Origin of the sequence: Paenibacillus sp. JZ16, assembly GCF_015326965.1 — a bacterium.
Classification (GTDB): domain Bacteria; phylum Bacillota; class Bacilli; order Paenibacillales; family Paenibacillaceae; genus Paenibacillus_AQ.
Window position 1 is genome coordinate 4977283 of the sequence record NZ_CP017659.1, and the last position, 13274, is coordinate 4990556.

The 13274-nt window shown below is 52.7% G+C and carries 10 protein-coding genes; 2 read left to right on the top strand and 8 right to left on the bottom strand.

Going from position 1 to position 13274, the window contains the following annotated elements; all coding sequences use genetic code 11:
* Positions 1-4: 4 nt before the first annotated feature.
* From BJP58_RS22415 to BJP58_RS22430, 4 genes are all read right to left on the bottom strand, one after another.
* Complete coding sequence (locus tag BJP58_RS22415; RefSeq protein WP_194540626.1) at positions 5-919, bottom strand: carbohydrate ABC transporter permease; 915 nt, start codon at positions 917-919, stop codon at positions 5-7.
* A gap of 123 nt (positions 920-1042) precedes the next feature.
* Positions 1043-2641 carry a response regulator gene (locus tag BJP58_RS22420; RefSeq protein WP_194540627.1) on the bottom strand — a complete coding sequence of 533 codons (1599 nt, stop codon included), beginning with the start codon at positions 2639-2641 and terminating at the stop codon, positions 1043-1045.
* Positions 2616-4433: a cache domain-containing sensor histidine kinase gene (locus tag BJP58_RS22425; RefSeq protein WP_194540628.1), complete on the bottom strand. Its 1818-nt coding sequence runs from the start codon at positions 4431-4433 to the stop codon at positions 2616-2618. The genes BJP58_RS22420 and BJP58_RS22425 overlap by 26 nt, the downstream gene beginning before the upstream one ends.
* Before the next feature lie 113 nt (positions 4434-4546).
* Positions 4547-5836 carry a Gfo/Idh/MocA family oxidoreductase gene (locus tag BJP58_RS22430; protein ID WP_194540629.1) on the bottom strand — a complete coding sequence of 430 codons (1290 nt, stop codon included), beginning with the start codon at positions 5834-5836 and terminating at the stop codon, positions 4547-4549.
* Positions 5837-5961: 125 nt separating this feature from the next.
* Here BJP58_RS22430 and BJP58_RS22435 point away from each other — a divergent pair, with 125 nt between their 5' ends.
* Both BJP58_RS22435 and BJP58_RS22440 read left to right on the top strand, forming a co-directional pair.
* A complete protein-coding gene (locus BJP58_RS22435) occupies positions 5962-6828 on the top strand; it encodes an AraC family transcriptional regulator (RefSeq protein ID WP_194540630.1) in 867 nt (288 codons plus the stop codon).
* Between the two features lie 275 nt (positions 6829-7103).
* Entirely contained in the window at positions 7104-8210 is a 1107-nt protein-coding gene (locus BJP58_RS22440; protein WP_194540631.1) for a GIY-YIG nuclease family protein, read from the top strand.
* A 148-nt stretch (positions 8211-8358) separates the two neighbouring features.
* Here the strand turns inward: BJP58_RS22440 and BJP58_RS22445 are convergent, their stop codons facing one another.
* From BJP58_RS22445 to BJP58_RS22460, 4 genes are all read right to left on the bottom strand, one after another.
* On the bottom strand, positions 8359-8868 hold the full coding sequence (locus BJP58_RS22445; protein ID WP_194540632.1) for a hypothetical protein: 510 nt from the start codon (positions 8866-8868) through the stop codon (positions 8359-8361).
* Between the two features lie 24 nt (positions 8869-8892).
* A complete protein-coding gene (locus tag BJP58_RS22450; protein ID WP_194540633.1) occupies positions 8893-9855 on the bottom strand; it encodes a phosphotransferase enzyme family protein in 963 nt (320 codons plus the stop codon).
* A 166-nt stretch (positions 9856-10021) separates the two neighbouring features.
* Positions 10022-10696, bottom strand: a complete 675-nt coding sequence (pgmB, locus tag BJP58_RS22455; protein ID WP_194540634.1) for a beta-phosphoglucomutase — start codon at positions 10694-10696, stop codon at positions 10022-10024.
* A gap of 200 nt (positions 10697-10896) precedes the next feature.
* On the bottom strand, positions 10897-13185 hold the full coding sequence (locus BJP58_RS22460) for a glycoside hydrolase family 65 protein (protein WP_194540635.1): 2289 nt from the start codon (positions 13183-13185) through the stop codon (positions 10897-10899).
* Positions 13186-13274: the final 89 nt, after the last annotated feature.

Here is a 13274-nt window from a genome sequence, read left to right on the forward strand (position 1 = left end):
TCCATTACCTCCCTTCCTGGTTATCCCCGTAGAAGACCCAGAACTTTGATGTGAGAAAAACGATTCCGGTGAACACGCCGATGATGATCAGCATGATCCATGCCAGAGCCGAGGCATAACCCATATCGAAGAACGAGAAGCCTTTCAGATACAGGTACAAGGTGTAGAACATCGTGGCGTCGAGCGGCCCTCCCCGCCCGTCTCCGATGACATAGGCCGGCGTGAAGGCTTGGAACGAATTGATCATGCTCATGATCAGATTGAAAAAGATAACGGGTGACAGCATCGGCAGCGTAATGCCGAAGAACTGACGAATCTTTCCGGCACCGTCTACGCCGGATGCTTCATATAAATCAGTCGGAATCTGTTTCAGACCGGCAAGGAAGATGACCATGGCCGATCCGAACTGCCAGACGGACAGCGTGATAATCGTATACACCACATAGTCGGGGTGGGCGATCCACGAGGGGCCCGAGATGCCGAACCAGCCGAGGAACTGGTTGACCAGACCGCTGCCGTCAAAGATTTGGCGCCAGACGATGGCAATGGCAACGCTGCCTCCCAACAAGGAAGGGATATAATACACGGTCCGGTAAATGCCGAGTCCGCGGATGCCCTTGTTCAAGGCCATGGCGACCAGCAGCGCGAACGCAAGTCTCAGCGGCACGGATAAGAACACATAGTAGAACGTTAGCCACAAGGATCTTTGAAACGTATCGTCCTCGGTAAAAATCTGGACATAGTTGCTGAGTCCTGTCCAAGTCGGCGATGAGAGCAGGTTGAATTTGGTCATGGATAAGTACAGCGATGCAATCATCGGCCCCAGCGTCAGACAGAAGAAGCCGATGAGCCAAGGCAGAAGAAACAAGTAGGCTGTCTTATTCTGCTGGCCGTATAAGGGCCTGGACAGCTTTCTCATAATGTACCTCCCTTCAGGATGGATGAGCATGGGCGGTTACCTGACGGCTTGAATTCGCTTACAATCGGGATGTCGGTTCGCCCGGTAAACACATCATACCGGGGGAGGCGAGAGGACGGAATCTCATTTCTTCGGATCATCGTGTTCGATTTTTTCGGATTGCGACAGTCGGAACTCGGAAGGGCTTTGATTGAACATTTTTTTGAATTTGGAGCTGAAATAGCCGGGTGAAGAGAAGCCCGTCAGCTCGGCTATGTCCCATACCGTCAATCGGGTCTCCTGCAGTAGGCGTACGGCATGTTTCATCCGAACTTCCGTAACGTACTGGATGAACGAGACCCTAGCCCCTTCCTTGAATATTTCCGAGAAGTAGGTAGGGTGGTAGTTATACTGCTCGGCCAGCGAGGTCAGCGATAATTCCTGCATGTAATTTTCCTCGATATACCGCTTGGCGGATTCAATCAGGGTAGCGTCTTTGTCTCCGGATTCCAGGTGGTGGTCAACAAAATCCTGTGCCCACTGCATCAGTAGGCGTTCCGCCTGCTCCGGGGTCTCAAGCCATAAAACCCATTCGGGTGAAATCCATAGAGGCCCCCCTCCCTGTGAATGCCGTATGTTGTCGACGGCGGCGGATTCCATAATCAGCGTGATTTGAAAAAGGCTCCGTACCAAGCGGGAAGGCGATAGCCGGAATGCCTCGCTCAGCTCCCTCCGGATGATGCTGCGGAAGGATTCCAATTCGCCCCGGATCAGGCAGCGATGCAGCGCGCGGCTTGTTTCCTCCGGCAGCAGCGGACTTTGGTCGGTTACGGGTGCTTGATCCGGTCCGTTCTGGCGTCCTGCCAGATTCCAGGCCAGGAGGGAGTGGATATACCCCTCTTTCCATCGCTCAAGTCCCGACACGGGCAGCCCGAGTCCCACCTGCACCTCCACGGTTAAATAGGACGATGCCTGCGCGGCGAGTTTATCCGCGAATTCATGCTGAATGCCGTCAAGCGCAATGAAATGCATGATGCCGGGATGAGCTGCATCATGAAACACTTGAACGCCGCCCGGATAAGACTCGGCGATTTCATGGCAGACCATTTGAAACGGAAGGCGGAGATGTTCGGGCGCGCGGCCTTCGGGTGCTTTCTGCATGCTGCATTCCCTAATGCCCGCGGTGATGAAGCAAACGCACCCGTCCTGCCAGTCCTCCAGGTGGAACAGTCGAATCCGTTCCGGCAGGGAGGCGGGGGGGAGACGATTGCCGCGAACGAGATCCAGCAGGAAGCGCTCCTTCATTTCTTTGTAATACTGGGATAGCCGCCACTGCATCATTTCCGAATCGTCCCGTACCTTGCGGTTCTTATCCAATTCCTGTTTGATTTTGCTTAAGGCGGATTTCAGGTCGTCCCGGGCTACGGGCTTCAGCAAGTAGTCCATGGCCTGGCTGCGGACGCCCGCTCTGGCGTATTGAAAATCCTCGTATCCTGTAATGATGATGATCTGGATGGTCGGATTGTGGCTCCGGCAAACGTCGAGCAGCTGGACGCCGTCCATGACGGGCATGTTCATGTCGGTAATGAGCAGGTCATACGAATGGGATTTCAAGAGCTCTTCAGCTTCCCGGCCGTTCCCGGCCTCCCCAGAAATGGAAAAGCCCATGCTCTCCCAGTCGACTTTCAGCTTTAGCCCTTCACGAACCTCGATCTCGTCATCTGCGATCAATACGTTGTACATGATATTCCTCCTGTACCGGTAGAATCAGTTCGATGCATGTGCCGGCTTCGCTCCCGTTCCGAATATGAACGGCAAATAAGTCGCCGTAATGCAAGCGGCAGCGTGCAATCACGTTGCCGAGTCCAATGTGCCAGCTCTCGCTTCGGAGGATCGGCTCTAATTGAGAGGTCGCCGCGGGATCCTGGAGTTTGCGGATGATCTCGGAGGGCATGCCTGGACCGTTATCCGCGACGTGGAGGTGCAGGCGATTGCCCTGCCTGCTGATCCGGATGTCCACCTGTGCCGTGGTTTGATGCTGAAAGCTGTACTTGACCGCATTCTCGATCAGCGGCTGCAGAATGAACTTGATCATCACCAGTGAATCCAGCCGGCCTTCCTCGTGGATGGAGATGTCGAGTTTATGCCCGAAGCGGGTTTGCAGAATGGAGATATAGTGGCGGACATAAGCCAGCTCTTCGGCTAAGAGGACCCGGTCGTCACTGGTATTCATGGAGAAGCGCATCATTTTGCCCAGGTCCTCGATCACCTGCACGGTATCGTCCGTCCGGCGCTGCATGGCAAGACTGCTCACCAGCTCCAGGGTGTTAAACATGAAGTGGGGATTGATCTGCATGAGCAGCGCTTTATATTCGGCCTGCTGGCGGAGCAGCTTCAGCTCGAACTCGTTCTGGATATGCTGCCGCAGGCGGCTGATCATATAGCGGAATGTGGAGATGACGTAACTGACCTCGCTCTTTACGTTTTTGTCGGGAGGCAGTACGGACTCGGCCTGGTCGAATGCTCCGCGCTGCACCTGCCTCATCGCCAGGACCAGACGCGTTAAAGGCTTGGTGACGCCATAGGAGAGCCATGCGGCGGCAAACAGGGAGACCAGAATCAGAACGACCGTAACCACCAGGATGGTGCTCTGAAGCTTGTGAAGAGAGGAGTACAGCTCCTTTTCTGGCGCTAGTCCAGCCAGCATCCAGCCGGTGCGCCCCAGCTTCTTGTAAACCAGAATGTTCCGCTGCCCTTCATCGTTGGTCAGATAGACAACGCCCGATTTCAGCGGGCCGTTTCGAATGCGATCGATCTCCGATAGGGCTTCGGTGCCAAGTTCATGCGCCTGCTGGGATAGAATCGGGCTTCCTTGCTCGTTCAACAGAAAAATCGTGCTGTTCTTGGCCAGATGGATCCGGGTGAGCGGCTCCAGAAAATAAGACTCGCTGACGTTAACCTTCATCACGTTCTGCGCCGTGGCATGATGGAAGGTCCCGATGGGCATCAGCAGGCTGACGACGGGATTGCCGTGATCCCGGACACGTTCATGCTGGTCCGTATGCGCTGGCAGCCAGCGGTCTCCGGACGCGAAGAAGTTCGTGTACCACGATTCCCGCAAAAAGGCCGGGTCGCTTTCGACTTGGTTCTCGCCGCCGATCCGAAGTCCGCTGCGCCGGTAGATGGACACATCGGAGATACTGGTGTAGCTGTTGGTCGCCTGGGTCAGAAATCGGCTCATGGCAAGATTGGCCAGCATTTTCTCCCCTTCGGGCAGCAGCGGGTCACTGATGGCGTTATCCCAGTTCTTGGCCGTGTCGCTGTTGAACACGAGGGAAGCGACATCATAAATCTGCATCTGGACCATATCGACGTAGGAGCCGTATTCCTCCATCTTCTCGAGGGCAGAGGATTCGATGTAGGAGCGGATCACGGTGCGCGATTCCGTAAACAGCAGGAAGGAGAGCGTGCCGAAAGAGAGGACGAAGAGTGCGACGATAAAGGCGATCAAACGGCTTTTTAATGAGAAGAACATCCATTTCCTCCTTTACGAAAAGCGGATTTCTAGGCGGTCTGCGACATGTGAAAAAAGGCTGCGCAAATACGCAGCCTTTGAAGGGAAAATTGCTTGAAGCAGCCGTGTACGGCTTAGAAACGAACCAGATTGTCGATTCGTACAGGCATGCCGGTGGCGATGGCGCGGTTGGCTGCAATTCCTGTCAGTATGGATCTCGCCCCATCGATATGGTTGGCCGCACGGGCATACGGATCTTCCACCGGTTCCCCGAACAGATCATTCAGCAGCACAGGGTCGCCTCCGCCATGTCCGCCTTTTTGCTCCTCGACGTGAACCTCGTACGGGGCATCGAACATCGGAAGCACCCGCAGCGTTTTCCCGATTAACGCGCCTTCTTGGCTTTTGTCGCCCAGTGAATTGACGTAGGATTGTTCAACGATGTTCATCTCGATCCGGCCTTTGGTGCCGTTGATGGCGATGCGATAGCCTTCCCACGGCTGATAGGCGACCAGCGAATACGTTAATATGGCCTTGTTCTGATACCGCACGAGGACGCCCATTGTATCCTCAATGTTGATGCCGTCCCCGAATACGCTTTGATCCCGCTGGTAGCCATCCTCCGGCTCGGCATCCAGGTACATGGCTTTGAGATGCGCATCCGAATCCAGATGGAGCGCGAACGGGTCCTCTTTGGCAATGGGGTTCCCGGTTGCGCGATTGTAGAATTGCGTAACGCCCCGCGCTTCGGCATTCTCTCTACCATAATACATGAGATCTCCAAATGCGAAAACGGTTTCAGGATGGGAACCGATCCAGAAGTTGACCAGGTCGAAGTGATGGGTGGATTTATGGACGAGCAATCCGCCGCTGTTCCGCTTGTCCCGGTGCCAGCGCCGGAAGTAGTCTGCGCCGTGGCGGGTATTCAGCAGCCATTCGAAGTGAACCGAGGTCACCTGGCCGATGGTGTCATTCATGATCAATTCCCGTACCTTGGTATGATGGGGGGCGTAACGGTAGTTAAAGGTGACCCTGATATTTTGTCCGGTCCGCTTGGCGGCATCCAGAATGGCCTGGCATTTTTCCTCGTCGATCGTCATCGGCTTCTCGGTCACGACGTCGCACCCAAGCTCCATTGCGCGAATGATGTACTTGTGATGCGTCCGGTCGATGCTGGTCACGATGACGAAGTCAGGCTTCTCGTTCTCGATCATCCGGTCAAATTGGTCTGCGGGGTAGGTAGGCACCTCGGTGTAATTATATTTTTCCCGCAGCAGCTGATTCGCGTAATTCATGCGAGTTTGGTTGATATCGCAAAAGGCAGCAAGCTCGGATTTGTCGCGGAAATTCTGGGCCAGTGCGCCATAAAAAAATTCGGCGCGGCCGCCGGTACCGACCAATACATAACGTTTCTTGTCACTCATCTCTATCGCCTCCTTGAATATAGCTCTAGCCTATAACAAGGGAGCACTGCTTTCGCCGCATTTCATGCGTAATCGCTTTCAAATGCCGCATATTTTGCTATAATCCAAGGAAAGGGGGCAGTCGCATGACCAAGCCGTTTCGAGCAGATTACCACGATCCCACCGGATATTTGAACATGGAGTATGACCGCCGCATTGGCTATTTCTCAATGACGGTCGACCATCTCCACGATCATTATGAGCTGTACTACCTGTTATCGGGCGAGCGGATCTACTTCATCAAGGATCGCTCTTACAGAGTTCGGGCCGGTGATCTTGTCTTCGTGGACCGGAATGCCGTTCATAAGACGCTGGACAGCGGCCGGCCCGACCATGATCGCCTTGTCCTCTATATAAGCCCGGAATTGTTCGCGGATCTGGCCGTACCGCCTGAGCTGGCCGAAGGGCTGAAGGAGCCGTTCGGCTGGGATGTTCCGATTCTAAGGCTTCCTTCGCCAGCGAGTGAAGCGGTGGAGCAAATGGTCGGCGAAATGGTGAATGAGATGATCCATCCTCAAGCGGGAAGCAGTTGGCTGCTGCGGCACCGAACGGTCGAATTGCTGCTCTTCGCCTACCGCAGCCGGCATTTGGGTACGGTTCGTTCAGCCGATACGGAGCCGGTTCTTCATCCGAAGACCCAGGCGGTGGTCCGGTATCTTAACGATAATTATCAGAAGGCTTTAACGCTGCCCGAGGTAGCGGAGGCGTTCCGAATCAGCCCGCACTATCTCAGCCGGCTGTTCAAGCAGACAACGGGGTTTACCTTTAGCGATTATTTGAACCTGCTTCGGGTTAAGGAAGCGCAGCGCCTCCTGCGAGAGAGCGATGATTCCATCACGGATATCGCCTGGCGATCAGGCTTCAGCAACTTCTCCCATTTCGGGAAGATGTTTAAGCGGACGGTTCAGCTGTCGCCGAGGGCATACAGGAAGCAGTATCGAATGCGAAGCTAAAGGAATAGACTATGTCTTCTTTCTGGTGTACTAGAAAACGCTATATTAAGATAATAGATAGTCTCTATTTTATTGCAGCGAGGAGCTAGCCCAGCCTTTGTGTATGGCTCTGATTTCTGCGCATAGAGGCTGTAGCCCTAGTCCCTAATAGAGGCACCGCGTTCATCGAGTTGGATTAGCTCGTGGCTGTGGTGTTTTTTGGTGTGCATATGGTATCTTGGAAGTGAACGAAAACGCCATATTTGATAGATTCGTTGAGAGGATCGACAGTCAATATGAAAACAAAAATACAAGAGTTGCCGCTGTCGTCGGGCGTATATCTCATGAGAGATTCGCGGGGAACGGTCATTTACGTTGGCAAATCCAAAAGTCTCAAGAAGAGAGTACAATCGTATTTTTACAACAATAAATCGCACTCCCCAAAAGTGAAGAGGCTGGTTCAGCATGTCAAAGACCTGGAGCATATCGTCACCGACACGGAGTTTGAGGCGTTCATGCTGGAATGCAGGCTCATTCAGGACATAAAGCCGATGTATAACCGAAAAATGAAAAATCCGCTAGGTTATAGTTATATCGTATTGCGGCAAAAGCGAGATTGGCGATGGCTGGAATTTACGGATACACTGGATGAAGGCGGCCCTGACCGATCTCGTTTTTTCGGCCCCTATACAGCTAGCAGACATAGTCTTGAACATGCAGTGCAAAAGGTTAAAGAATGCTGTAAAATCGCCTGCAATCATACACCTGCCGCTTCTTCGGCAAATGCTCCCTGCTTGAATTATTCGATTGGCCTCTGTCTTGGCAAGTGTCTTGGCGGCGAAAGCGCGCGGCAATTTGATGACATCATGGATCGATTCATTGCTCTGCTTCAAGGGGACGACCGACGTTTATATGATGAAATGGAGCGAAACATGCTGGGCGCCGCAGCGCGTTTCGATTTTGAGCAGGCTGCAAAATACAGGGATGGCATGGAGGCGGTGAACCTGCTTTTAAGTAAACGGGATGTGATCGAGTTCGCCGAAGAGAATCACAGCATCGTTGTTTACGAATATTTAAACGAAGATACGATTAAGTTATTCCTGATTAAGGGGAACGTTGTGCTGCACAGCGAGCGATGCTCTGTGGCTGCAACAGTGGATATTGAATCGTTGAGGCGGAGGGTCAAAGCCTTGATTCTCAGCTATTTCACGAAGGATACGGGATGCGATGCTGCCGAGGTTACCCGGGAAGATATCGATGCTGCACAAATCATCTACAGCTATTTGCAGAGCAGCGCCTGCCGTTATCTTGTTCTTCAGGATTCATGGCTCGAAGACGATGGGGAGTCTGATATGGAAGCTGCACTGCGGGATTTTGTGAATCATTATGTTGTGTCATCTTAATTTGAGGAGTCGTTATCCCGCTGGGCCGAGATTGTATCGGAGGAAAGCTATCAGCGGAAATAGGTCTTTATCATATTAGCCTCTATCCGACACGGATAGAGGCTTTGGTTTACTTATTTACTTCCAACAGCAAACATATCTTTGAGTATTATGGCTTATTGAAAAATCGCCCCATCGGCATCTCTCTCGTAAAAGTGATCCCCCCATACCTATATTTCACTTCAATTTGGGTGATGGGCTCATCGTTATAAAGACGGACACCGTAATTAAGCGGAATGCGCGAACCTTGATTGAGCGCGGCTCTCTTCTCGTCCGGCGAGAGCTCAGGCTTTAACGGCACCTCCCGAATATCCACGAATTCGATATCGGGATCTTCATCAAGGCCTCCGCCGCCGACCAGATGAAGAGAATAACTGACGCCTAGCTCGGCCTTGGCAGGCTTCATGCCAGTATTCACCCGCACGTCCAGCAGCTCCACATCGACGAATCCTTCATTGATAACCTCGAAGATGATGGTGTTTTCATCCGTAAAGGATGTAAATCCACCCACCTTGATGGGCGTGGGGCGAAGGAACAGCAGGTATAGAAGAATGGATGAAAGGAGCAGCCCCAGGCCCATATATAAGAGCCTGCGGTGAGGTTTAGATCTTGGTTTCATGGCAGAGCAATCTTCCTTCTCTTATTATATAGACAGCTTTACAACGGATTTGCCTTCCTCAATATCCGCTTTCATCGCCAACAGATATTTCCGGGTGCGTTCATCCATCTCATTCCAATTTACGAATTTGGAGAAATAGACAAAGGAGTAGATATTGCGGAAGTCGATGAAATATGGAATTCGCTCGATCCAATCCTCACTCAGCGTATTCTCTTGAAGGTAGCCGGATAAAAACGAGTCGAAGAATCGGGCCACAAACTCGGCTTTCCGGTTTTCCGGAACCGTCTGGACTGCATGATAGATGGCGATGGCGATATCGTAGGCGAACCAATGGTACGAGACATCCCCAAAGTCGAAAAAGATAATCTCCCCGTTATGTACGTGAAAGTTGTGATGGTGGAGGTCATTGTGGACGATGCCGTAGCCTTCCTGATCCTGCGGAAGCGACTCCAATTCCTTAAGATACTGTTTCCACTGCGTATGGACTCTTTCACCTGCAGCCTCCGGGAACGCATCGGTAAAAATCACATGCTCATTCCAATGTGGAAACGCCATTCGGTGCACGAGTGAGGAAGCGGTGGCGTCCTTTTTGCCGAGCTTATGCATACGGCCCATCCCGCGTCCCCACTGCTTGATTATCGAAAAATCCGATGTTACATCCGTTAACGGGCTGCCGGGAGCCTTCGTAAAGGCAATGACATGGTAACGCTTGGAATCGTGGGTTACCTCTTCAATAAGAAGGTCCTGGGCAGATCGAATGGACTCGGCCATGTTCAGACCCTGCTCGGCGAGATAGGCCATCCACGTAAGCTTGCGAATGATCGAGGCTTTGCGGTATTTGGATGCGTTCAAAAATTTAATAATGAAGCGGCGTCCGTCTTCGCCGTTGTATTCAAATACATTCTGATCGAATCCCCCAAGTAACTTCAGCGAATAAGAACCTTGGCCGAATCGTTCGGCCCCTTGATCCAAGACAGCCTGTTCCATGGAAAGTCCCCTTTATCGTATTCTCGATATGATGCTTATGCTTACATACCGGAAGATTACTGTACTCACTACCAACTACAGTCTAACGAAGATCGCGGGTGGTTGCAAAAAATGGGAGGACATACGAAAAAGGCGCTCCTAAGGGAGCACCCTTACAATTTCTTTATCAACCTTCGAATTTCTGAGCTAGCTCACTGAAATTCAGCTCCGCCGTGCTGGACAGCACGACATCTGCATGCGGGAAATGCGCGGCGTTGCCGATCGCGACGGCGAACATGCCAGCGCCCTTGATGGCGTCAACACCGGATGCGGCATCCTCCACGCCGATGCAGTAGGCAGGCTCTACGCCAAGCTCTGCAGCAGCGGTGAGGAAGATCTCCGGGTCCGGCTTGTTGTTCTTCAGCTTGGTTACGTCGACAATCACGTCGAATTGATCCATGACGCCAAGCCGGGTCAAAACGGCAATGGCGTTCTTGCTGGCGGACGCGATGCCGGTCTTCAGGCCGGCCGACCGGATGTCCCCCACAAACTCCGTAATGCCGGGCAGCAGGTCGGCTGGCGTGATCGTCTCGATCAGCTCGACGTACAGCTTGTTTTTGCGGTCGGTCAGCTGTACCAGCTCTTCATCGGAATAGCTTACAGGCGTCTCCGCCTGACTTAACAGGAGCTTCAGGGAATCCATGCGGGATACGCCTTTGAGATTCTCGTTGAACTCTCTCGTGAAGGGAATGCCCAGCTCGGTTGCCGTGGCTTTCCATGCCTGATAATGGTACTCCGCGGTATCGGTAATGACACCGTCCAAGTCAAAGATGACAGCCTTCAGCTTTCGTGTTTCGTTCATTATCTTATAACTCCTTTTTGAGATATCGAAGAGTACAAACCCGAAACAGGGACATTCTGGGTATCGCAAGAAAAATGACGGTTAGTCGCAGTCTGTTTTCATAGGAAATTTTGTCGGGAATTTTGTCGATCGATCGTCTTCCTCGTAAGCCGGGATTGATGCCCTGCGCATGGGGAGGGCAATCGCCTCATGGCCTATTGTTATATGCTCTGCAATGAATGTTTCACAGGTTTCCCGGCTTCAAGCATAACGGCCTCGTCGTACAGCTTGATCTCGATGGATTCGCCTTCGACGATCTCCAAGGTGACGCCTTCCTTCTCGATGGATACGCCGATGAGGCGGTCGCGGAAGTTCAGGCGGAACGCATACTTCTCCCAGTCCTTCGGAATGGCCGGGGAGAGGGATAGTCCGCTTTCCTTCAGGCGCATGCCGGCAAAGCCGTAGACGATGGACATCCAAGTGCCGCCCATGTTGGCCATGTGCAGGCCGTCCTTCGTGTTGCCGTGCGTATTGTCCAGGTCCAGGCGAGCCGTCTCGATGAAATACTCATACGCTTTGTTCATATTCCCAATCTTCGAAGCCATGATGCTGAAGATGCAGGAAGACAGCGACGAATCATGCGTCGTGATGCCTTCGTAGTAATCATACGAACGCTGGATCGTTTCCAAGCTTTGCTCGTCTTCCAGCAGGAAGTGGGCGAGTACCGTATCCGCTTGCTTGCACACCTGATAACGGTAAATGGTGAGCGGGTGATAGTTGAGCAGCAGCGGATATTTGTCCTCCGGCGTGTTATCGAAATCCCATACCGCTTTGCGGAGGAACGTATCGTCCTGCGGGTTAATGCCGAGTGCTTCATCATATGGGAGGAGCATGGCATCCGCCGCTTTCGCCCAAGCCGAAATTTCATCCGCGGTTACGCCGAGCCGCTCACACAGGGCTTTGAAGCCTTGGGCATCATAGGAATCCAGAATGGCGCAGCTCTTGGCGGCCCATTTCAGGTTATGCTTTGCCATGACGTTCGTGTAATAGTTGTTATTCACGCAGCATGTATATTCATCCGGCCCAGTCACCTCATCGATATGGAAAGCGCCGTTATAATAGTGACCAATGTCGGCCCAGAGGCGGGCGGTTTCGATCAGCACCTCGGCCCCGTAGGACAAGAGAAAATCCCGGTCCTGTTCGGCGAGGTAATATTGAATATAGCTGTATGCGATGTCTGCGCTGATATGGTATTGCGCCGTTCCCGATGGGAAGAAGGAGGAGCATTCCGTTCCCGAGATCGTGCGCCACGGGAACAGTGCGCCTTGCCGGTGTCCCATTTCCCGCGCTCTGCCTCTCGCCTGCTCCAGCGTGGAATAGCGATACAGCAGCAGCTGGCGCGCAATGTCCGGCTGCGTCATCAGGAATACCGGGAACATGTAAATCTCCGTGTCCCAGAAATAGTGGCCTTCATACCCTTCACCGCTCAGTCCTTTGGCGGAAATGTTGCTGTGCTTGTCCCGACCGGCGGATTGCAGCAGCTGGAATAGATTGAAGCGGATGCCTTCCTGGAGCTGGTCATCGTTCTGAATCACGACGTCGGCTGATTTCCAGTAGTCGTTCAGATACTCGGCCTGTTCGGCAAGCAAGTCCTCGAACGTAGTATCCTTCAACTCCTCCTGCAGGTGAATGCCGCGCTCGATCATGTCTTGCCCGTGACGAAGACTGTCGGTATACAGATTGTATTTCGTCAACTGGATCGGTCCGGTCAATGGAAGGACAGCCGTGAAGGTAACTTCTCCGGTTCCGGATTCGAGCCGAATGTCCGCATCGGCATCCAAGCGGTGACGGGTCACGCAAGCTGCACGCAGTTTGGACGCCATCGTCTCGTCAACGACATAGGCATCGCTGCCTTTGACGCCTGTATCGATGACGGTCATCCGTTCCGCATGCCCTGCGCCTACCCGGGGATCGTTGGCATTGGTATAGTTCTTCACTTTGCCGTTGACGGTGGAAACGATGCGAACCTGGCCGTTGAAATTAATCGGTTCGATCCGTACGTCGATGGCGAACAGCTCCCGGTGCGCGAAGGACACCAGACGTCGGAAGGTCAGCTTGATCTCTTTGCCTTCGGGCGATATCCACTGCACGATGCGTTCGGAATACCCCTTGTCCATATGCAAGCGGCGTTCATGGGCAGTGATCGTTCCATGATCGAGGCAAAAAGGTTCTTTTTCGTCGCCTAGATAGATCAGGACCGTCTGGGCATCAATATTGTTAACGAGTTTTTGCTGTGTATCAGGAAAGGCGAAGAGCTTCTCGCCGTAAGGAATTTCAATCACGTCGTGGAAAGCGTTCAGGTAGGTACCGCGGATGGTGGACATGCTCTCTCCGTAGCCTTCTTCGAAATTGCCGCGTACACCCAAGTAACCGTTTCCAAGTGCAAAAATACTTTCCATATTCAGCAGGGCTTGCTGCGACAAATCAGGATTTGATATATTCCAGGTCATGTTCTACACTTCCTTCCTAGCATGGTTTATGCTTGAATTTTAGAGCCAATCGGGGTTATGTTATACTAAAGTATCAAGGTTTTTATCAA

Excerpts from the sequence above, each read along its gene's own strand:
- BJP58_RS22415 (WP_194540626.1), bottom strand. The coding sequence starts at position 919 with ATGAGAAAGCTGTCCAGGCCCTTATACGGCCAGCAGAATAAGACAGCC.
- BJP58_RS22420 (WP_194540627.1), bottom strand. The coding sequence starts at position 2,641 with ATGTACAACGTATTGATCGCAGATGACGAGATCGAGGTTCGTGAAGGG.
- BJP58_RS22425 (WP_194540628.1), bottom strand. The coding sequence starts at position 4,433 with ATGTTCTTCTCATTAAAAAGCCGTTTGATCGCCTTTATCGTCGCACTC.
- BJP58_RS22430 (WP_194540629.1), bottom strand. The coding sequence starts at position 5,836 with ATGAGTGACAAGAAACGTTATGTATTGGTCGGTACCGGCGGCCGCGCC.
- BJP58_RS22435 (WP_194540630.1), top strand. The coding sequence starts at position 5,962 with ATGACCAAGCCGTTTCGAGCAGATTACCACGATCCCACCGGATATTTG.
- BJP58_RS22440 (WP_194540631.1), top strand. The coding sequence starts at position 7,104 with ATGAAAACAAAAATACAAGAGTTGCCGCTGTCGTCGGGCGTATATCTC.
- BJP58_RS22445 (WP_194540632.1), bottom strand. The coding sequence starts at position 8,868 with ATGAAACCAAGATCTAAACCTCACCGCAGGCTCTTATATATGGGCCTG.
- BJP58_RS22450 (WP_194540633.1), bottom strand. The coding sequence starts at position 9,855 with ATGGAACAGGCTGTCTTGGATCAAGGGGCCGAACGATTCGGCCAAGGT.
- pgmB (WP_194540634.1), bottom strand. The coding sequence starts at position 10,696 with ATGAACGAAACACGAAAGCTGAAGGCTGTCATCTTTGACTTGGACGGT.
- BJP58_RS22460 (WP_194540635.1), bottom strand. The coding sequence starts at position 13,185 with ATGACCTGGAATATATCAAATCCTGATTTGTCGCAGCAAGCCCTGCTG.